We start from the raw sequence: 20496 nt of genomic DNA, 5'->3' as shown, positions 1-20496 counted from the left end.
CAATTCGTACGCCGGCAGGCGGTTGAGGCTCTATGACGGCCCCACCGGGAGACATGACCGAAACACCGGATGCTAGTAGAAGGCAGACATGGACGCGTTGTCCGACGTCTTGAAGGTAGCGAATTTAACCGGCGGCGTGTTTTTGCACGCCGAGTTTTTCGCGCCGTGGTGCGTGGCGGGACGTCTCTCGCCCGAACACTGCGCGCCTGCACTCGGGCCGGCGTCCCACCTGATCATTTATCACTACGTCATCGAGGGTAGCTTTCGCATCCGCGTCGAGGGTGAGGATGGAAACGAACTCGTGGTCGGGGCCGGGGAGGTAGTTCTACTGCCGCGAAATGATCTGCATCTTATCGGCAGCGATTTGAGCGTCGCGCCAGTAGTGGGCAGTGATATTATTCACCCGCCGAAGGACGGCGGGCTGTTCTCCATCCACCATGGGGGCTCCGGCGAACGCACGCGAATGATTTGCGGCTTCCTCGGTTGCAATAGCGCCAAAGGCAATCCCGTTATCTCTACCCTGCCGCCGCTGCTCAAGCTCAACGTCGAGCAAGGTGGAGCGGCGGAATGGATACGCTCAACCTTCCAGTACGCTGCTGAAGAAGTGTCCGCCGGCCGCGTGGGCTCCGAGACGGTGCTGGCGAAGCTGTCGGAACTGTTGTTCGTAGAGGCGGTGCGCCGTTACGCGGAAACCTTGCCGGATGGCCAGGCCGGGTGGTTTGCCGGTTTGCGCGAACCCTTCGTGGCGCGGGCATTAGCGCTGCTGCATCGCGACACCACTCGCCGTTGGACCGTCGATGACCTTGGCCGCGAGGTAGGCCTGTCACGCTCTGCACTGGCCGATCGCTTCATTCGTCTGATTGGCGTGCCGCCGATGCACTACGTCGCCAGTTGGCGCATGGAAGTCGCGGCTCAGAAGCTTCGCAAAACAAATGCGTCCCTCGCACAAATTGCCGAGACGGTGGGCTATGATTCCGAGGCCGCATTCTCCCGTGCGTTTAAGAAGGCATTCGGCACGGCGCCAGCCACTTGGCGACGTTCGAATAGCTAGCCAGGTCAAAACTCGACGCCTTGTTCAGCGAGTCGGCGGAGCAGATGTGGAGGGAAGTTCAGCCAATAGTCCAAAGCGGACGACGTGGACGGAGCGTCCGCGACGGCTACACGCGACCCATACCGGCATAGCCGCCCCTCTATGGTTCTTCCGGGAAGTACCGCAGAGTTTTCCGGCAGCTTGCGGCCCATTCCTCCTTCGTCATCTGGGTCTGCGGCCCCCATTGGTTCATGCATTCGGCAATCTCCTTGGAGGTTTCCGGATCTTGCTTCTTGGAGTCCTGCAAGATCTTCTCGGCCTCGTCCGGCACCGCCTGCTTTGGCGGGTCTGCTTGAGCAAGCTCGAACGCGAAGACGCGTCCACCGGGCGTGCCAAGCGCGACGATGAGAGCGATTGCAAATGCACGTTGGACCAAGGAGTAGAGCATTTCACCGACTCCTCTATTTGTGCCTATGGCCCTCGGGCATTCAGCACCGTGCGAAACCCGATGTGGCCGGCGCTGAGATCGGCCTCTTGCGGCTGGCGCGCACTCGACCGGTAACGTGAGCAGAAATTGGGAGCGCAAAGGTAGGAGCCGCCCTTGATAACCTTGCTAGGGCTTGCTCCAGGCGTGAGGCGCACCCGCAGTATATTGGGCCCGGTTGGATTGACGACCGGTTCGCGTGGATGGCCGGGCACGTACCAGTCGTTCGTCCACTCCCAGACATTGCCGATCATGTCGTAGAGCCCGTAGTCGTTCGGCGGAAAACAGCCGACTGGCGCGGTGCCGGTATAGCCGTCCTCTCGCGTGTCGAAGGCGGGAAAGACGCCCTGCCAGCTATTGGCAGTAGGCTTGCCGTCGGCGTCGAAGGCTTGGCTCCAATCATCGCCCTGTTTACCCCCGCGTGCGGCAAACTCCCATTGCGCCTCGGTGGGGAGTTCGCGCCCGCGCCAGCGCGCATAGGCGAGCGCGTCCTCGTAGGCGACATGCACTACGGGATGGTTCTCCCTCCCCTTGATGGAGGAGCGTGGCCCTTCCGGTGCACGCCAGTTGGCGCCATTGACATATTTCCACCACTGGGTGCGGCCCCGCTGATCAAAGGTGGTTGGCTGAATGAACAGCACCGACCCCGGCGCGTAGAGGCTCTGACGCGTCTTGGGATTGACCCCACGCTCAGCGATCGTCTTGTATCCCGTGGCTCCGACGAAGCTCGCGAACTGGGCGTTCGTCACCTCGTGCTGGTCGATCCAAAAACCATCGACCTTGACGACATGACTGGAACGTTCTTCGGCGCGTTGCCGGTCGGAGCCCATGACGAAGCTGCCGCCCCCGACGAAGACCATGCCGCCCTTGTCGCCCTTGTCTTGCGGGAACCCGCGGTAACTCGCACAGCTTGGTTGAGCTGAATTGGCGTTGCCGACGAGGAAAGCCAGCGCTCCAAGGGGACCTAGGAGCCCGATATAGGCGATACGGAGAACGTCGCCCACGCAACTCATGGCGATGGCTCCAGTAGCTCGAGCGAGAAACGGGCGCCTCACTCAAGTGGGGCACCCGTTGATCAGGTCACTGGCCCATCCCGGCCGGAGGCTTTTTGAGCTGGTTCATCACCTGATCGAGATTGTAGCTCGCCGGGTCCTGCATCGGCGGGAACTCCTTGTAGGTTTCGAGTTCCTTCAGCCACAGTGATTGTCCGAGGGGCAGCATGTTCCAGTCATAGATGTACGCCGTGGCCGCTCCACCGAGAGCGCCGCCCAAACCCAGTATCGTCTTCGGCCGATCACCCACGGAGGTCTCGAAGGGATCGCGCTTGATGTTGGCGACTTGCGCCCAGTGATAGGGAAGAGCACCGGCGACAAAGCCCTCGGGTGACTGCGACACCATCGTGAAGTAAATCTTCCAGTTCTTGTAGCGGACCGCCGACGGGTCCTTGCCGGAGTAGTAGAAGAAGGTATCGCGCGCCGACTTTTCGGATTTTCCGGTGAGATAGTCGATCTGGTTGACACCATCGAGCGTGGTCTTGACGATGCCGGGATAGGCGCCCTTCTCGATCTGAGCCTTTAGCTCGTTGCCCTTGGCACCGCCGGCGATGTCAACGAACGTCGGCAGCCAGTCGAGCGACGAGAAGATGTCGTTCTTGATCGTGCCTGGTGCGATGTGGCCAGGCCAACGAACGAGCATCGGTGCACGCATGCCGCCTTCCCAGGTGGTCAGCTTGCCGCCCTGGAAGGGCGTTGTGCCGCCGTCGGGATATGTGATGGTTTCGGCACCGTTGTCGGTCGTGAAGACCACGATCGTGTTGTCGAGCTGGCCCATCGCTTCGAGCTTCTTGAGCACGAGGCCGATGTTGTCGTCCATCTGCTTCATGCCGGCTTCGTTGACGCCCCAGTCCTTGCCGCCGGGCTCACCCACCATGCCCATGTACTTGTCGGACAGCACGGTGGTGATGTGCATGCGCGCGGGGTTGTACCAGACGAAGAAGGGCTTGCTGGTCTTCGCGGGATCGTTGCGGTCGAGGAAGTCGATGACCTTGGCCGAGATCTCCTCATCCACCGTCTTCGAGCGGTCTAACGTGAGCGGACCCTCGTCCTTGCAGGTCTGGTTCGCCGAGGTCCCGTCGGAGGACTTGCACCAGATCACCGGCCGCGGCGGTGTCAGGCACACGGACGTCGCGGGATCCACAGCGCCGGCAACCTCAGGCAGGCCGGGAACTGGCGTGTTTTTGCACGGCGGAGCCACGGTCTGCTCGGTAGGCGTCTTGTTGATGTCGGGGAAGCTGACGCCCTGCATCGCGTCGAGATGATAGAGATAGCCCCAGAATTCGTGGAAGCCATGCGCGGTCGGCAGAGCGTCGGTGTGATCGCCGAGATGGTTCTTCCCAAACTCGCCGGTGTTGTAGCCGAGATCGCGCAGGAACCATGCGATCGCCGGGGTGCCGGGTCGCAAATAGGATGGGCTGCCCGGAAGCTGCGGAGGGATCATGCCGGTTCGCAGCGGATGCATGCCGGTGAAAAAGGCATTGCGGCCCGCCGTGCAGCTCTGCTCGGCATAGTAGGTCATGAAGATCGCACCTTCTCGTCCGATGCGATCGATGTTGGGTGTCTCTCCGACGGCAAGACCGCGGTGATAGATGCTTGGCTGCATCCAACCGATGTCGTCTCCCATAATGAAGAGGATGTTGGGCTTGTTTGTTTGGGCGATGGCCGACGGGCCAATCGCTGACAAAGCGATTGCTGCGGCGCTCATTGCCGTCAGCGCAAATAACTTGAGCAATCGATGCAATGTTAGCACGGGGCGCCTCCGTGATTTGAGACGCCGGCTTAGCGTTCCCCCCGTGCGATGCCCACGAATCGTCAACCGGCGAGCGACCTAAGGCAGAGCGCTACAATGATCGAAATAGTTTCTGCACTGAAGGTCCCGATTGTGAATTGAGGCCCCATGGTAAACAATCGCTGGCTCGGTTCGTTTGAAATCGCTCGCCTAGACGGCGCCTATGGCTCTGTTTGCATGGCCGTCGCATTTCTGGGGGCCCCATAGCGGAAGAGAGTGTGCGGTCAAGTCTCAGCCCTGTTGAGAATGAGCGTCAGCCCGCGCAGCGAGCTGTTGAAGAACTGAAATCTCGATAATCTGCCGGTCGTTCATGATGATGACGTCCATGTTGGCCGTCAGGTCGCCGCCGCGCACCGTACCAAGCAGGCAGAAGGCATCCTGAGTATTTCCGTGCTATCCTGGGGGCTCAGGGCACCAAGCGGCTAGCTACGCGGTCTACGCGAGGGCTCGAATTCAAATAATGAAGTGGAGCACATGGCAAACAACCAGCCCTTTGACATCCCCCAGCAGTTTCGCGACATCGCCGAGAAGAACGTTGAGCAGGCAAGTGCGGCGTACGGCCAGTTCATGAACGCGATGACGCAAGCCATGAGCATGTGGTGGGGCGCGATGCCGCCCAACGAGATGACGTCCGGCTTCAAGACCGTTCAGGACCGTGCGGTGCGTTTCGCCAAGCAGAACGCCGACGCCGGTTTTGCTCTGGCGAGCTCCTTGGCCAATGCCAAGGACATCCAGGACGTCATCTCGCTGCAGACCCACTACGCCCAGAGCCAGATGCAGACGTATGCTCTGCAGGCCCAGGAGTTGGGGCGCTTGATGGCCGACGCCGTCAAGAAGGGACCGGCTTGAGCGACGCGCGGCTTCAAGAGGTTTGGAAAAACAGGATGGCGAGATGAAACTTCGTGTCGGCTACGAACTGCAGTACGCGTTTCCCCAACCGACACCCGCCATCTTGATGCTCAACATTCACTTCTCGCGCGTGGCGAACCTAGCGGCTCCCGACAGCGTCATCGTCAATCCCGCCGTGCCGATCTCCGGCTATCGCGACGGGTTCGGCAACTGGTGCTGCCGGATCGTCGCCCCGAAGGGCAAGGTGAGCATCTCGACCAACGCTGTCGTCACCGACACGGGAAAGCCCGATACGGTCGTCCCCAACGCGGCCCAGATTCCGGTCGAGGATTTGCCCGAAGAGGCGCTCGTCTTTCTGCTCGCCAGCCGCTTCTGCGACAGCGATCAGATGCTGGATCTGGCGTGGAAGCTGTTTGGCCGCGCAAAGCCCGGCTGGGGCCGCGTGCAGGCCATCTGCGACTTCGTCCATAAGCATATCGAGTTCGGCTATGCGCATGCGCGGGTGACGCGGACGGCGTCGGAAGCTTATGCCGAAAAGCAAGGCGTCTGCCGCGACTACGCGCATCTCGCCGTGGCCTTCTGTCGAGCGCTGAACATCCCGGCCCGCTATTGCACCGGTTATCTTGGTGACGTCGGGACACCGCCGCCGTATCCGCCCGGCGATTTCGCGGCGTGGTTCGAGGCTTACATCGGCGGTCACTGGTACACATTCGATCCGCGCAACAACGTGCCGCGCATCGGCCGGGTACTGATCGCGCGCGGACGTGACGCTGCCGACGTCGCCATGACGACGACCTTCGGACCCAACACGCTCGAAAGTTTCAAGGTGTGGACGGACGAGGTTTCCGAGTCCTCGGCGCGGGTGAACTGAGCTGTCCCTTGTCCATCCGACGGCGGTGCCTACCGCGCGCTGGATTTTGTCTCGCGCGCCCGCTGCACGTAGCCGGCGACGCGTTCGGCATCGAGCTCGCCGCGCGCAACAGCCGCCCGCACCGCACATTTAGGCTCGGCTTCATGGCGGCAATTGCTGAACTTGCATTCGAGCGCCAGCGTCTGGATGTCGTCGAAGTTGCCTCCGCTATCATTGCCTGGAAGCCACCGCTCGACGCCGCGCATGCCCGGCGTGTCGATGATCGAACCGCCGTGCGGACGCAGGAACAGCTGGCGATGCGTCGTCGTATGGCGACCGCGGCTATCGTGCGCGCGAACTTCCTGCGTCGCTTGTGCCGCCCGCCCTAGAAACTGGTTGGTCAGCGTCGACTTGCCCACACCCGACGAGCCGATGAGGCCGACGGTGCGATTGCCGGCGAAGTATTGCTCGATCTCGGCGATGCCGTCGCCGCTGCGGGCGCCGATGGCATGCACGGGAACACCCGGAGCAATGGTGGTGATCTCACCGGTCATCCCGGCTACGTCATCGCTGAGATCCGACTTGTTGAGAACGATTACCGGCGCGGCGCCGCTATCGGCGACCAGCGTCAGCAGCCGCTCGAGGCGCGGTAGATTGAAATCGCCGTCCGGCGCCGTGACGATGAAAACGACATCGACGTTGGCCGCCAGCAATTGCGGCCGCTCTTCGCCCGAGGCCTTGCGAACCAGAGCGCTCGTCCGCGGCAGCACTTCCTCGATGCTCGCCGAGCCGTCGCCGGTCGCGAGCCGCAACGCTACGAAATCGCCGACGCCGGCCAGATCCGAGCGCTGCACGGCCGCATTCCTGAGGCGGCCGGTCATCTCGGCCGAAAGTTCGATCGCCTCAGTGGCGACCCTGAAGTGGCTGCGGTGCTCGCCGACGACACGTCCAGGTATCAGGCCAGCCGCGGCGCGCACGGCGAAATCCGCCTGCCGCTCGCCGCTCCAGCCCAATGCCTCAAATGTCATGCTTGCACCTCGGCGCGGCGGAAATTCTACGGACTGCCGCAAGGTACACGAGCGCAGTCGCCTCGCGAGGCCGCTCGGGTTCGCTCGCGAGAGTGAGCCTCAAACAACGTCCCCGCCTGCAATAATCCATGAATGATCGAGGATGTTCGCCGAAAGCTTAGCCCGCCTTCACCTGACCCGGTCTTAATCCCAGGCGCGCAATCTCATTGCGCGATAAGGATCGCCTGGTCGTAAGGGTGGCGTCCTTTCCGGCGTCGGCGTGCGCACGGATCGCCAGTAGGGCTCGGCGCTCGTCCGGCTCAGAAACGTAGTAGCTTTCGGTCGTGGGCGCGGACTTCGAGTATCCGCCTTTAGCGCTTGCCGTCTTCCGCGTTACCGTTAGATCGGCGAGCCATCCATAGACGCCGCCGAACGGCACGGGCTGTTTGCTGACCATCAGGCGAGCCTGACACCCTTCCGCGCGCCGCACAATGAAGTCCTGCACAAAACGACGTTCCCGATAGCTAGGTGCAGCGTTCACGCCGCGACCTCGGCGTCGGAAGAGTGTAAACTGTGGCGGCGAAGGTCTTTGAATGAGATTAGCCGCTTTGCGTCCTCGTCCCACAACACCAGACGAACGGAGTCCAGGCTTTCCCGGATCGTTAATCGGCTCGTTTCGTTGAGCTCGGGATGATCGCGCAGGACTTCCGGCAGCCGATAGAACGGAATGCGGCTGCACAGATGATGCACGTGGTGCACGCCGATGTTGCCGCTCAGCCAACGCAAAACCGGTGGCAGGTCATAGTGCGAGCTGCCGTGTAACGCCGCCTCCTGCATTTTCCAATCCGCATCCTCGGCCCAGGACGTTTCCTCGAACTGGTGCTGCACGTAGAACAGCCACACGCCCATCGAGGCTGCGAGAAGCGTGATCGGCAAGTGCACGAGCAAGAAGGGCCCGGCGCCGACCAGCCAGATCATGGCGGTGATTAGCGCCGCGGTAGCAGCGTTGGTCGCCATCGTGCTGATCCATGGCTCCCAACCTTTGCGCATATATCCGATCGGCAGCCGGTGCCGCACAAGAAACAGATAGGCAGGGCCAATACCGAACATGACGAGCGGGTGACGGTAGGCTCGGTAACAGAGCCGCCGCCAACGCGACCGCTGCAGATATTCGCGGACGGTAAGCGTATCGATGTCACCGATGCCCCGCTCATCGAGGTTGCCGGAGCTGGCGTGATGCGTGTTGTGGCTGCGCCGCCAAGCGTCGTAGGGCGTCAGGGTCAGCGCGCCGATCGCCCGCCCTACCCAGTCATTGGTGCTCCGCGTTCGGAAAAAAGCGCCATGACCGCAATCATGCTGGACAACGAAGAGGCGCACGAGCAAGCCCGCTGCGGGCAGGGCGAGGAGCAGTGTAAGTCCGTAGCCGAGAGGAAGCACCGCCCACATCAAGAGCCAGGCCAGACTGAAGGCGGCCACTGTAACAGCGAGTTCGAAGGTGCTGCGCGCGGCGCTCGGCTCACGATAGCGATTGAGAAGAGAAGCCCACTCGCGTGCGCTCCTCGCAACACCGGAAGATATTTCGTCGGTCAATGGGTATCCTTGCCTGGTCGCGCGCGGGCCATCGTCGGTCGAGCCGCGCAATGCAGAGCGGGTTATAGCAGGAGTGCGGGGGGGCGATGGAAGGTCTATTGCGCGCACTTCTTATTCGCGCTGCGGCCATTGGCCCGTCATAGGGCGCACCGAAATGGCAGGAAGACATGGCGTTTTTGTGCGCAAGGGCAGCCGCCCCGCGGGGAGCGGCGATGCTCGTTTCTACCATCGATGCCGTCGAGCCGTGGCCATTTAGCCTCGCCCGGGTACATCATGCTGAAGCGAGTTGGCAGTAGGCTGACTGGCGCTCGTCAATTTGGGTGCGTCGTCGAAGAAGGGGCGCTGGCCGATCTGCTCTGATGCGGAAGCCGCGTTGCGTCACCTCGCCGGTCATATCGCCGCCTAGGTTATAGACGAGTTCGGACGCTTCAAGAACTCGGCTCAACCAAGCAACAAAATGAAAGGTCTAAAGTGATGAAAGTCCGGACCCTAGCCACCGTTGTCGCGATGGGATTGGCCGCGCCGGCATTTGCCGGGGGAATACATTGCGACGAGGATATAGCCGCCGTCGACAAGGCGATGGCAACCGCCAAGCTGAGCGATGCCGACATGGCGAAGGTCAAAGCCGCGCGCGCGAGCGCTGAAGAGATGCACATGGCCAAGAAAGACGAAGAGTGCGAGAAAACGCTGGCCGAAGCGCTAGCGCTCCTGGGGATTGAGGACACCCATGGTCACTAGCATGACGGTCTAGCATTCCTAGATGAGTTGAGCGCAAGGGGCTCGACAGGAGAATCCGATGTTCTGCCGGACTTCGACCGTTGCCGCCGTGCTTTGTCTCGTACATACCGCGCACGCCGCTGAGTCACCCGCACTCACAGTGTTCGAGAACGTTCGCATCTTCGACGGCAAGAGCGAGCAGCTCAGCGCCAATATGAACGTTCTCGTCCGCGGCAACACGATCGAAAAGATCTCAAAAGACCCCATTCCGATCGATGGGAACTCCTCGGCGAAGATCATCGCCGGTGGTGGGCGTACGCTCATGCCGGGGCTCATCGACGCGCATTGGCACGCGATGCTTGTTCGGCCCACTCCGGCAGCGTTGCTCGTGGATGACGTTGGTTACATGAACTTGGTGGCGGGCGCCGAGGCTACGGACACGTTGATGCGCGGGTTCACCACCGTTCGCGACGTGGGCGGGCCATCGTTCGGACTGAAGCGCGCCATCGACGAAGGCATCGTCGCCGGCCCGCGCATTTATCCATCCGGCGCTATTATCACCATCACCAGCGGTCACGGCGACTTCCGTCACGCGCATGACCTGCCTCGCGTCCTCGGCGCCCCCCTGTCGCGGCAGGAGCAGACCGGCGCCGCCATGGTCGCCGACAGTCCGGATGAAGTCCGCGTGCGCGTGCGCGAGCAGCTTCTGCAGGGCGCGTCGCAAATCAAGCTGACGGCGGGCGGTGGAGTTGCCTCACCCAACAGCCCCCTCGACGTCTCCACATTCACGGAGGACGAGCTGCGCGCCGCTGTCGAGGCGGCGGAGAACTGGGGAACCTACGTCACCGTGCACGCCTACACGCCGGTTTCGATCCAGCGCGCCATCGCCGCGGGCGTGAAGTGCATCGAGCACGGCCACCTTATGGACGAGCCGACGGCAAAGCTGATCGGGGAGCGAGGCATCTGGCTAAGCACGCAGGCGTTTCCGGACGAGCTGGCCGATGCGTTTCCGCCGGGGTCGCAAGAACGGGCCAAGGCGTTCGAGGTGTTCGCCGGCACCGACCAAACCATCGCGCTGGCCAAAAAGTACAAGCTCAAGATTGCTTGGGGCACAGACATCCTATTTTCCCAAAGGCTCGCGCAGCGCCAGGGCGAATTGCTGACGAAGTTTGCTCGCTGGTATACCCCCGCCGAAACGCTCGCCATGGCGACTGGAACCAACGGCGAGTTGCTGGCCATGTCCGGGAAGCGCAATCCCTACCCGGGCAAGCTCGGCGTCGTCGAAGAAGGGGCGCTGGCCGACCTGCTGCTGATCGACGGCGATCCGCTTGCCGACATCAAGTTGATCGAGGACCCGGCGAAGAACTTCGTCGTCATCATGAAGGACGGGAAGATCTACAAGGATACGCTCTAGACAGCGCAGGATTCCGAAGTCGCACCGAAATGGCAGGAAAGATGCTCAGCCCTTTTTGAGGATGAGCGTCAGCCCGCGCAGCGAGCTGTTGAAAAACTGGATCTCGACAATCTGCCGGTCGTTCATGACGATGACGTCCATGTTCGCCGTCAAGTCGCCGCCGCGCACCGTGATGCGGAAGCCGCGCTGCGTGACCTCGCCAGTCATGTCGCCGCCGAGGTTATAGACGAGCTCGTTCCACGTGCCGCTGAGCTTGCCGTCCTTGGCGATGACGTTGCTCTTGACTTCGACCTTGCCGCCGGCCGACGCGCAGCGGATGTTCTGCTTCAGCTCGTTGCCGGTGCCATTGACGAAGTAGGTGGCGCGGCACTTCACCGACTCCATCTTGCCTTCCGCCATGCCGATGCGGCCCTCGCCCACCCAGCGGCCCGGGAGCTCGGCAAACGGGGCGTCCTTCTTGACCGGCGCCGGACGCGGCGGCTCCTTCGCGCTCTCGTCGATGGTGCCATCGTCGATGGGGATGTCGGCACCGTCCTCGATTTCGATCGTTTCTTTATCAGTGGTGGCGGCGGGAGCGTCTTGCGCAGCTACCGGGCCGGCCGCCGAAAGACAGAGCAGCAGGGCGAGGGGAAGGTGGGACGGCTTCATGTCGGTCCGTAGGAGATTGGCGTTGGGAAGCGAGTTGGCGCCGGCTGACTCGCGCCGCAATGTCGTTGTGATCGGGCAGAATTCCTAGTGCGGCAGGGCCACACGCCGGCATGGAAGCGGCGTGCACCCCTCATCCCGCCTGGGCCGCGTGGTGATTTGAGCCGTCCCCGTCCACAATCCCCACATAGGCGCTGATCGGCATCGGGTGGCCGACGAGGAAGCCCTGAATCTCCGTGCAGCCTTCCTGCCAAAGAATTGAGCGTTCGGCCTCGGTTTCGACGCCCTCGGCGATCACGGGGATCCTCAGCGCCTCGCCGAGGCCGATGATCGACCGGACGATGACCGCCGACTGGGCGTTGGTCTCGATGCTCGACACGAAGCTGCGGTCGATCTTGATCTTGTCGAAGGGGAATGACTGCAGCGACGACATCGAGGCGTAGCCGGTACCGAAGTCGTCCATAGCGATTTTCACGCCGAGCGATTTCAGTCGGCGCAGGACCGACAGCGCACGGGAGGGATCGTCGAATATGACGCCTTCGGTGATCTCCAACTCCAACCGGTCCGGCGACAGCCCCGTGTCCAACAATGCGAGGTGTACGAGGCTGGCGAGGTCGCCATAGCGGAATTGGATGGGGGAGAGGTTTACTGAGATCTGCAGCGGCTCGCGCCACGAAGCGGCCTCGCGGCAAGCTTCGCGAAGCGCCCAGGCGCCGATCTCGACGATTGTGCCATTCTGCTCGGCGAGCGTGATGAACTCCGTCGGCGGCACCATGCCCCGCGTCGGGTGATTCCAGCGCGCCAGTGCCTCGAACCCGAACACGCGGCCGTCGATCTTTGCCTGCGGTTGATAGTAGAGCAGCAGCTCCTTGCGATCCAAGGCGGAGCGCAAGTCGAGCTGCAGGGCAAAGCGGTCGCGCAGACGCCGGTCGAGATCGGGGTCGAAGAAACGAACTGTTCTGCGTCCGCTTTCCTTCGCCCGATAGAGCGCCGCGTCGGCATTGGCGAGCAGGGCGAACGTGTCGGCCCCGTCGTTGGGATAGACGGCGGCGCCGATGCTGAGGCCGATGGGGATGTGCTGTCCCTGGATGTCGAACGGTGTCGAGACCGCCTGCAAGAGACGGTTGGCCAGGGCTTGCGCCGCCAAGGGCTGCTCGCGGATTGCGGAAATCAGGGTGAATTCGTCGCCGCCGATACGGGCGACGAACGAGCCGTTGGCTGCAACTTCCAGGCGGCGCGCTATCGCGCAAAGCAATTCGTCCCCGACAACGTGGCCGAACACGTCGTTGGCTTCCTTGAAGTGGTCGAGGTCTACGGTCAATACCGCGAAGCTTTCGCCCCGCGACTTGGCGCGGTCGAACACTTCGGTGAGTTCGGCGGCAAGCAGGGTGCGATTGGGCAGATTGGTGAGTGGATCGTGGTGCGCGAGGTGCGCGATCTCGGCGTGGCGCGCAAGAAGCTCGGCGCGAGCCTTGCGCATGTTCTCGCGTGCCTCGTCGAGGCCATAGGCGGCGTCCTTCACCCGCTCTTGCATGACGTTGAAGTTGTCGGCCATCTCGCCCAGTTCGTCGTTGGAGTTGGGCTTCACCGGCACGATGTTGACGGACGCATGGGCCGCGTCGAGGTCTCCCCTGCCGAGCGCGCGCATCGCAACCGAAAAGTCATTAAGCGTTCCGGAGGTGAGCCGCTTGGCCGCTGCGCTGACCTCCTTCGCCGAGTAGGTGATCATACCCGGCAGAACCAGCCCGACGCTGATGGTGAGCAGGGCGACGACGACAAAAATATCGGCCAGCACCGACACGAGCTCGGGGTGGTGCGTTGTGGAAACCGTGTTGACGGCCAGAAGGTAGGCAATGCCGTCGAGGACGAGCACCAGCACCATGGCGCCGGTGAGCTTGACGTGCAGCGTCTGCGCCAGCGCCGGAAGGCCTTCCCGGCGACGATCCTCGATCACGCGCCAGGCGTAGAGCGCCGCGCCGGAGTAGGCCAGGAACAGGCCGAATACGACCGTCGGGAGACCAAACTGCTGGAAGCCGAGGATGGCGGATACGAGCCAGACGCCGGCGGCGAACACGCCGAGCATGATGGTGCCGCGCGGCGCGCGGTAGGGCCGCTCGGCATGCGGCATGTCACGGCGCAACAGCCATGCCGCGATGTTCGGCATGCAGATGCCGATTAGATACGTGAAATTGGCGGCAGCGATCATCCAAATCGGGTCGCCCATGAGTAGGAAGATGATGGCGACGGCTGCAGTCAACGAGGTAGCGGCCCACGGGCAATCGGTTTTGGCGATGCGCAACGAGAGGAACCGCGGCAGAAGGCCGTCGTCCGCCAGCTGCGACATGGTACGGGCAGCGCCGGCGAGCGGCTGCAGCGTGCCATGAAACATGTTGAGCACGATGAACCAGATCGCCGCCGCTTTGGCGAAGTTGCCGAGCAGCGGCGCGAAGGTCGGGCCGAGCACTGTGGCGAGGTCACGGCCGAGCGCCCCGGGGCCGAGCACGCCGAGCCACACCACCGGCAGCAGGATGAAGTAGATTCCGGCCATGAAGGCGGAGGCGAGCATGGCGCGCGGCACGTTGCGATTGGGATCTTTGGTCTCGCCGACGTGACTTGCGGCCGCTTCGAAGGCAGGTGCCGTGAAGCCGATCAGGTAGAGCCCGGCCATGACCGAAGTCAGATCGCCGAACCAGCCCTCAAATGGGGTTGTGAGGTGAAAGGTGAAGGCTTGCTGCCAGTCGACCTCACCCGCAAAGATTGGAATGAGACCTGACAGAAAGGCGAGCGTCGCCGAGGCCGTCGCGATCGGGATCGCCAGCCGGGCGACCCACTTGATCCCGCACAGGTTCACGAACGTGAACAGCAGAACGATGCAGATGGCGAACGGTTCGACCGGCAGATGGGGAAAGTACCAGTGCTGGAACGCTGCCGCCGAGAGAAGCGCAGTCAGCCCGCACGTCGGAATCCAACCCCACCAGTAGCAGGTGCCGGTGAGCACCGAGAGCACGGGGTTATAGGGGCGGAAGGCCTCGGCGCAGGCCGCCGAGATACCGCCGACGCGGTTGGGCCACATGAGCACCAACTCGGTCCAAGCCGGTGCCGCGGCCCAGCCGAGCAGCACGCCGACGATGAGCAGCGGCACCGCGGCGCTGCCCTGTCCGAGGATCGTACCCTGGCCGATGAAGAGCGCACCGATGATGAAGATCATCTGGTTGCTGCCGCCCATCGCCAAGGCGCTGGTGCCAAACCACCCGAGCACGCGTGGATGTGGCGGCGTCGGAGTGATGACGTGGCCGGTATCGCTCATGAAGACGCTGCGCCCGTGGTTGCGCGGCTTCTGGCGACCGCGCATTGCTGCGTCTTTGAAACTGCCTAAAGCGCGTTATTTATTCGCGTTTGCAGTAACTCCAATTTTATCGGATTAGCCGTGTACGTTGTTTTGTTGGGATGCTGAGGGTTCGTTAAGCACGCTGCGCGGCCACCATCGCGCCGGGCCCGCGTGGGGGCGCCCCCATGCGATCGAGCGCGTCGGTCTCCTCTTCGGTGTAGACGCGCGAGCGCGTCAGGAAGCGCAGTCCCTCGGGGGCCTCCAGCGAGAAGCCGGAGCCGCGCCCGGGTACCGCATCGATGATGAGGTGCGTGTGCTGCCAGTATTCGAACTGCGGACCGGAGATATAGATCGGGCAGCCGGCGATCTCGCCGAGGTAGACGTCTCGCTCGCCGATCTTGAACTCGCCCCGCGGGTAGCACATCGGCGCGCTGCCATCGCAGCAGCCGCCCGATTGATGGAAGAGCAGTGGCCCGTGCTGCGCTGCGAGCTTCTCGATCAGCGCCGTGGCCGCCGGCGTTACCGTGACCCGCTCGACCATGCTCGCGATCTCCTGTTTCTTACGCCGGGATCTTGTCCTGCGAAGGTACCACGATGGCAAAGATATCCGCCAATGCTGCCAGGGCGCCCGTGTGCATCGCTGCCGCCGGCACCACGCCACCATCCGGGTTCGGCAGGGCCCGCGTCGCCGTCGCGTTGCCGACGACCGTAGCACGGTAGCCGTGGTTGAATGCGGCGCGTGCCGTGGAGTTCACGCACACGTGCGTCATGAATCCGGCGAGGACGAGGTCGGTGACGCCGCGCTTCTTGAGCTCTGCGTCGAGGTTCGTCTGCTCGAACGAGCTGGGATAGGCCTTGATGATTACGGGCTCGCCTGCACGCGGCGCGACGACATCGGCAATGGCGCCGATCGGTGCGCGGACGTCGTATGGCGAGCCGGGTCCCGCGTCATGCTGGATATGTATGATTGTCGTGCCGGCGTCGCGGGCGCGTTGCAAAAGCTTGGCGCACTCATTGAGCGCCGGCTCGACGCCTTCCAACTGCATGATGCCTTCCCGATAGGTGTTCTGGCAGTCGATCAGCACTAGCGCCGATTTGGCGAGCGACGCCGGGGTGTCGGGCAGCGCCAGCAGCGAGCGCAACGTGGGACGGGCTTCAGTCATTCATGGTCTCCATCACGACAACAGCGCGACCCGAGGGCCGCGCTGTCCGCAGGAACAAGCGTCGACGGCCTGGCTCAGAAGAAGCCGAGCGCCTTCGGGCTGTAGCTCACCAGCATGTTCTTGGTCTGCTGGTAGTGGTCGAGCATCATCTTGTGCGTCTCGCGGCCGACGCCGGACTGCTTGTAGCCACCGAACGCCGCGTGCGCCGGGTAGAGGTGGTAGCAGTTGGTCCACACGCGGCCGGCCTTGATGCCGCGGCCCATGCGATAGGCCGTGTTGCCGTCGCGCGACCACACGCCGGCGCCGAGGCCATAGAGCGTGTCGTTGGCCATGGCGAGCGCTTCCGCCTCGGTCTTGAACTTCGTCACGGCCAGCACCGGCCCGAAGATCTCCTCCTGGAAGACGCGCATCTTGTTGTGGCCCTCGAGCACGGTCGGCTCGACGTAGTAGCCGTTCTCGAAGCCGGAGCCGATCTGCGCGCGCTTGCCGCCGGTCAGCACCTTGGCGCCTTCGCCCTGGCCGATGTCGATGTAGGCGAGGATCTTCTCGAGCTGGTCGGAGGACGCCTGGGCGCCGATCATCGTGTTCGGGTCGAGCGGGCTACCCTGCACGACCTTCTTCACGCGCTCGATCGCGCGCTCCATGAAGGCGTCGTAGATGCTCTCCTGCACCAGCGCCCGCGACGGACAGGTGCACACCTCGCCCTGATTGAGGGCGAACATCGTGAAGCCCTCTAGCGCCTTGTCGAAGAACGCGTCGTCCTCGTTGAACACGTCGGCGAAGAAGATGTTCGGCGACTTGCCGCCCAGCTCCAGCGTGACGGGGATGATGTTCTCCGACGCGTACTGCATGATGAGGCGGCCGGTCGTCGTCTCGCCGGTGAAGGCGATCTTGGCGATGCGCGGGCTCGAAGCGAGCGGCTTGCCGGCCTCGACGCCGAAGCCGTTGACGACGTTGAGCACGCCGGGCGGCAGCAGGTCGCCGATGAGGTCCATCAGCACCATGATGGAGAACGGAGTCTGTTCGGCCGGCTTAAGGACCACGCAGTTGCCGGCGGCGATCGCGGGGGCGAGCTTCCACACCGCCATGAGAATGGGGAAGTTCCAGGGAATGATCTGGCCGACGACGCCAAGCGGCTCGTGGAAGTGATAGGCGATGGTTGTTTCGTCGATCTCCGACAGCGAGCCTTCCTGGGCGCGGATGCAGCTGGCGAAGTAACGGAAGTGGTCGACGGCGAGCGGCAGGTCGGCGGCCATCGTCTCGCGGATGGGCTTGCCGTTGTCGATCGTCTCGACGGTGGCGAGCGCCGGAAGGTTCGCTTCCATGCGATCGGCGATCTTGAAGAGGACGGCGGCGCGAGCGGCGGGAGCGGTCTTGCCCCAGGCATCGGCGGCAGCGTGCGCGGCGTCGAGCGCCTTGTCGATGTCCTCGGAAGTGGACCGGGCGATCTCGCAGACGAGCTCGCCGGAGATCGGCGTGCGGTTCTCGAAATACTGGCCCTTCGTCGGCGCTACCCACTGGCCGCCGATAAAGTTGTCGTAGCGGTTGCGAATCTTGATGCTCTGGCCGACGCGGGCTAGCGCGGCAGATGGAGTCTCGGGCTTTACGATCAGCTGCATGTATTCCTCCCGGGAGCGAGGGTTATGAAACCCTACTTGTGTATGGCCGCAAGTTACCCCAAGAGACAGGGCAAACCAAAGGCGTCCGGGTATTGGAAAATAGTGCAAATGCGTGGCGGCTTTTATTGATCGAGGTCAACCGCGCGCGCTTGTTGCGAGCGCTTTTGCTTATGAGCGAACAAGCGTCTAAGTCAGCTGCATGACACGCAAAGTCTCTGGACCTGAAATAGAGCGCATCGTGCAGTTGCTCGGGCGGCTGCCCGGGCTCGGTCCGCGTTCGGCACGCAAGGCGGCGCTGGCGCTCATCAAACGGCGCAACGATCTGCTTGTGCCGCTCGCCGGCGCACTCGCCGAGGCGGTAGAGAAGATCGTCGAGTGTCCCACGTGCGGAAACCTCGACACCGTTTCGCCATGCAGCCTGTGCGAGGATCCGCGTCGCGACCGCTCGCTGATCGTCGTTGTCGAGGAGATCGGCGATCTTTGGGCGCTGGAGCGCGCCGGGGTCGTGAACGGGCTCTACCACGTTCTCGGGGGGCATCTGTCGCCGCTCGATGGCGTCGGCCCGGACCGGCTCAATATTTCGGGCCTGGTGCAGCGAGCGGCTTCTGGCGAGGTGCAGGAGATCGTTCTCGCCCTCAATGCCACCGTCGAGGGGCAGTCGACGGCCCACTACCTCACGGAACAACTGGCGCCGACGGGGGTGGTCGTAACCCGTCTGGCGCAAGGCGTCCCGGTCGGCGGCGAGCTCGACTATCTGGATGAGGGCACGCTCGCTGCGGCAATCAAGTCACGCAAGCGCCTCTAGGTGAGGCATCTGCCCCACACTTGCCCAAAAATGCGGTGATATCTTGGGCAGCCACCGGCGCCCGGGAGATACACCCTTGTGCCTTCTGATACTCTCGACGGCTGGTTGTTGGGCGGGCGCATTGCGGCCCGTCATCAGAGAAGCGCATTAGGGGCATGATGAGCGAAGAACGTCCGCATCATCCGGTTTCGGCTGAGTGGCGTTCGCGGCTGCTCGAGCTGCCGCGCCTCAACAAGCGCCTGATCCTCGTTGCCATCGACTTTCTGCTCCTCAGCTTGTCGCTGTGGATCGCGATCTCGATCCGCTACAACACGCCCTACTTTCCGTCCGATTGGTTCATGGCGTTGGTGCTGATGGCCGGTCCTGCCATCACCGTGGCGACGTTCAGCCTTTCGGGTCTGTACCGCTTCGTCACCCGCTACCTCGGCTACCGGGGCCATACTCGGATCATCGGCTGCATCTGGCTATCGGTGCTGATCTGGTCGCTGGTGGTGCTCATGTCGGGGCAGTACGGCATTCCGCGCTCGGTCGTCCTGGGCTACGGCATTCTCGCGACGCTGCTTATCGCCGGAAGCCGCGAGGTCGCCGGCATGATCCTCGAGAGCGCCGGCATTCGCCTCGCCGAGCTGCCGGCGAGCGTCGAGCGCACGCCGGTGGTCATCTACGGCGCCGGACAGCTCGGTGTGCAGCTGCTCGAGGCGCTGCGGCGGGGAAATTCCCGCGCCGCGGTGGCTTTCATCGACAGCGAGCCGTCCATGTGGCGCCAGTACATTGGCGGCCTCAAGGTCTATCACCCCGACAAGCTCCCGCAGCTGATCGAACGCCACCACGTCAAGGAAGTTCTGGTCGCGCTGTCGGATGAGCGGCGCCGCGAGCGCCGTCGCATTCTCAAGGATCTCCAAGGTCACCCGCTCGAGGTCATGTTGCTGCCGGCCATGGAGGACATCACCTCCGGGCGCGTGAGCGTGACCGATCTGCGCCCGCTGGAGGTCAACGACCTGCTCGGCCGCGACAAGGTTCCCCCCAACGCCGATCTCCTGCTGCGCAAGACGCGCGGCAAATCGATCCTCGTTACCGGAGCCGGTGGCTCGATCGGCGCGGAGCTGGTGCGGCAGCTCTTGAAGAATGGGCCGCGCCGCATCGTGCTGCTCGATATTTCCGAGGCGGCTCTCTACCAGATCGAGGACGAGATCGCGGAGACGGCAAAGACGTTGCGCCCCGAGATCCCGCGTCCGGAGATCGTCAGCGTTCTCGGGTCGGTGCTCGACGCCGAGCAGCTTCGCGATACGATCGTCAACAACGGTGTCGAGGTCGTGTACCACGCGGCGGCCTATAAGCACGTCCCGATCGTCGAGCAGAACCCGATCTACGGCCTGCGCAACAACACGTTCGGAACGGCAGTTCTGGTCGATTGCGCCAAAGCGGCGGGCGTTGAGCTGGTCGTTCTCATCTCCACCGACAAGGCAGTCCGTCCGACGAACATCATGGGGGCGAGCAAGCGGCTGGCCGAGCTGGTGCTGCAAGGTGCCGCCGCCAACGGCGGCCCGACCATCTTCACCATGGTCCGCTTCGGCAACGTGCTCGACAGCTCGGGGTCGGTTGTCCAGAAATTCCGCCGGCAGATTCGCGCCGGCGGCCCCGTGACCGTCACCCACCCCGAAATCATTCGCTATTTCATGTCCATTCCCGAGGCGGCAGAGCTCGTCATCCAGGCCGGCTCCATGGCCGAAGGCGGCGATGTGTTCGTCCTCGATATGGGTGAGCCGGTGCGCATCGACGATTTGGCGAGGCTGATGGTTCGCCTGTCGGGCTACGAGGTACGAAGCGCCGAGCACCCCGACGGCGACATTGCCATCGCGTATACCGGGCTGCGCTCGGGCGAGAAGCTCTATGAGGAGCTGCTCATCGGCGCCAATACCAAGGCGACCGAGCACCCGCGCATTTGGCGCTCGGACGAGCCGTTCCAGCCTTCCGACGAGCTGGCGCGAGAGCTCGAGATCCTCAAGGCGGCGATGAACGAGCGTGACTTCGACACCATGCACGCCGTGCTCCTGCGCAACGTCGAAGGCTACAGCGCCACCGCGTCGATGCCACCGAGCGAGGACGGATCGCCTGCGGTGTGGACGCCGGCGTCGCGGACCCTGCACTGAC

Annotated in this window: 18 protein-coding genes; 7 read left to right on the top strand and 11 right to left on the bottom strand. The window is 63.3% G+C overall.

The features are described from left to right. Nucleotides 1–88: 88 nt before the first annotated feature. A complete protein-coding gene (locus GIW81_RS07420) occupies nt 89–1051 on the top strand; it encodes an AraC family transcriptional regulator (RefSeq protein ID WP_154738626.1) in 963 nt (320 codons plus the stop codon). A 139-nt stretch (nt 1052–1190) separates the two neighbouring features. Here GIW81_RS07420 and GIW81_RS07415 read toward each other — a convergent pair whose 3' ends face one another. From GIW81_RS07415 to GIW81_RS07405, 3 genes are all read right to left on the bottom strand, one after another. Continuing rightward, nucleotides 1191–1478, bottom strand: a complete 288-nt coding sequence (locus tag GIW81_RS07415) for a hypothetical protein (protein WP_154738625.1) — start codon at nt 1476–1478, stop codon at nt 1191–1193. A gap of 23 nt (nt 1479–1501) precedes the next feature. Further along, a complete protein-coding gene (locus tag GIW81_RS07410) occupies nt 1502–2527 on the bottom strand; it encodes a formylglycine-generating enzyme family protein (RefSeq protein ID WP_229309108.1) in 1026 nt (341 codons plus the stop codon). Nucleotides 2528–2594: 67 nt separating this feature from the next. Next, on the bottom strand, nt 2595–4274 hold the full coding sequence (locus GIW81_RS07405; protein WP_154738623.1) for an arylsulfatase: 1680 nt from the start codon (nt 4272–4274) through the stop codon (nt 2595–2597). A gap of 558 nt (nt 4275–4832) precedes the next feature. Between GIW81_RS07405 and GIW81_RS07400 the strand changes: the two genes are divergently transcribed. Both GIW81_RS07400 and GIW81_RS07395 read left to right on the top strand, forming a co-directional pair. Continuing rightward, nucleotides 4833–5207, top strand: a complete 375-nt coding sequence (locus tag GIW81_RS07400; RefSeq protein ID WP_154738622.1) for a phasin family protein — start codon at nt 4833–4835, stop codon at nt 5205–5207. A 43-nt stretch (nt 5208–5250) separates the two neighbouring features. After that, the gene (locus GIW81_RS07395; protein WP_154738621.1) at nt 5251–6078 is read left to right on the top strand and encodes a transglutaminase-like domain-containing protein; all 828 of its coding nucleotides are present in this window, start codon (nt 5251–5253) and stop codon (nt 6076–6078) included. 29 nt (nt 6079–6107) lie between these two features. Here GIW81_RS07395 and rsgA read toward each other — a convergent pair whose 3' ends face one another. From rsgA to GIW81_RS07380, 3 genes are all read right to left on the bottom strand, one after another. Further along, a complete protein-coding gene (rsgA, locus tag GIW81_RS07390) occupies nt 6108–7085 on the bottom strand; it encodes a ribosome small subunit-dependent GTPase A (protein ID WP_154738620.1) in 978 nt (325 codons plus the stop codon). A gap of 157 nt (nt 7086–7242) precedes the next feature. Next, nucleotides 7243–7605, bottom strand: coding sequence for a hypothetical protein (locus tag GIW81_RS07385; RefSeq protein WP_154738619.1), 363 nt, complete (start codon nt 7603–7605; stop codon nt 7243–7245). Beyond that, a complete protein-coding gene (locus GIW81_RS07380; protein WP_229309107.1) occupies nt 7602–8654 on the bottom strand; it encodes a fatty acid desaturase in 1053 nt (350 codons plus the stop codon). The genes GIW81_RS07385 and GIW81_RS07380 overlap by 4 nt, the downstream gene beginning before the upstream one ends. A 507-nt stretch (nt 8655–9161) precedes the next feature. On the opposite strand from GIW81_RS07380, the gene GIW81_RS07375 reads away from it, so the two are divergent. After that, nucleotides 9162–9392, top strand: coding sequence for a hypothetical protein (locus GIW81_RS07375; protein WP_195930446.1), 231 nt, complete (start codon nt 9162–9164; stop codon nt 9390–9392). 58 nt (nt 9393–9450) lie between these two features. Beyond that, on the top strand, nt 9451–10785 hold the full coding sequence (locus GIW81_RS07370; protein ID WP_154738618.1) for a metal-dependent hydrolase family protein: 1335 nt from the start codon (nt 9451–9453) through the stop codon (nt 10783–10785). 45 nt (nt 10786–10830) lie between these two features. Here GIW81_RS07370 and GIW81_RS07365 read toward each other — a convergent pair whose 3' ends face one another. The 5 genes from GIW81_RS07365 to adh all read right to left on the bottom strand — a co-directional run bounded on the left by GIW81_RS07365 (nt 10831) and on the right by adh (nt 17531). Continuing rightward, on the bottom strand, nt 10831–11493 hold the full coding sequence (locus GIW81_RS07365) for a hypothetical protein (RefSeq protein WP_210251913.1): 663 nt from the start codon (nt 11491–11493) through the stop codon (nt 10831–10833). Between the two features lie 70 nt (nt 11494–11563). Beyond that, complete coding sequence (locus GIW81_RS07360) at nt 11564–14782, bottom strand: amino acid permease (RefSeq protein ID WP_210251912.1); 3219 nt, start codon at nt 14780–14782, stop codon at nt 11564–11566. A gap of 109 nt (nt 14783–14891) precedes the next feature. Then, on the bottom strand, nt 14892–15299 hold the full coding sequence (locus GIW81_RS07355; RefSeq protein ID WP_154738617.1) for a DUF779 domain-containing protein: 408 nt from the start codon (nt 15297–15299) through the stop codon (nt 14892–14894). 19 nt (nt 15300–15318) lie between these two features. Next, nucleotides 15319–15921, bottom strand: coding sequence for a cysteine hydrolase family protein (locus GIW81_RS07350; protein ID WP_154738616.1), 603 nt, complete (start codon nt 15919–15921; stop codon nt 15319–15321). Nucleotides 15922–15995: 74 nt separating this feature from the next. After that, nucleotides 15996–17531 carry an aldehyde dehydrogenase gene (gene adh / locus GIW81_RS07345; RefSeq protein WP_407658193.1) on the bottom strand — a complete coding sequence of 512 codons (1536 nt, stop codon included), beginning with the start codon at nt 17529–17531 and terminating at the stop codon, nt 15996–15998. 208 nt (nt 17532–17739) lie between these two features. Here adh and recR point away from each other — a divergent pair, with 208 nt between their 5' ends. Then, entirely contained in the window at nt 17740–18345 is a 606-nt protein-coding gene (gene recR / locus GIW81_RS07340; RefSeq protein ID WP_154738614.1) for a recombination mediator RecR, read from the top strand. Between the two features lie 158 nt (nt 18346–18503). Further along, a complete protein-coding gene (locus tag GIW81_RS07335; protein WP_195930442.1) occupies nt 18504–20495 on the top strand; it encodes a polysaccharide biosynthesis protein in 1992 nt (663 codons plus the stop codon). Nucleotide 20496 lies beyond the last annotated feature (1 nt).

Source organism: Hyphomicrobium album, assembly GCF_009708035.1.
GTDB lineage: Bacteria > Pseudomonadota > Alphaproteobacteria > Rhizobiales > Hyphomicrobiaceae > Hyphomicrobium_A > Hyphomicrobium_A album.
Note: the sequence above shows the minus strand (reverse complement) of the source record. Positions and strands in the feature narration are given on the sequence as shown.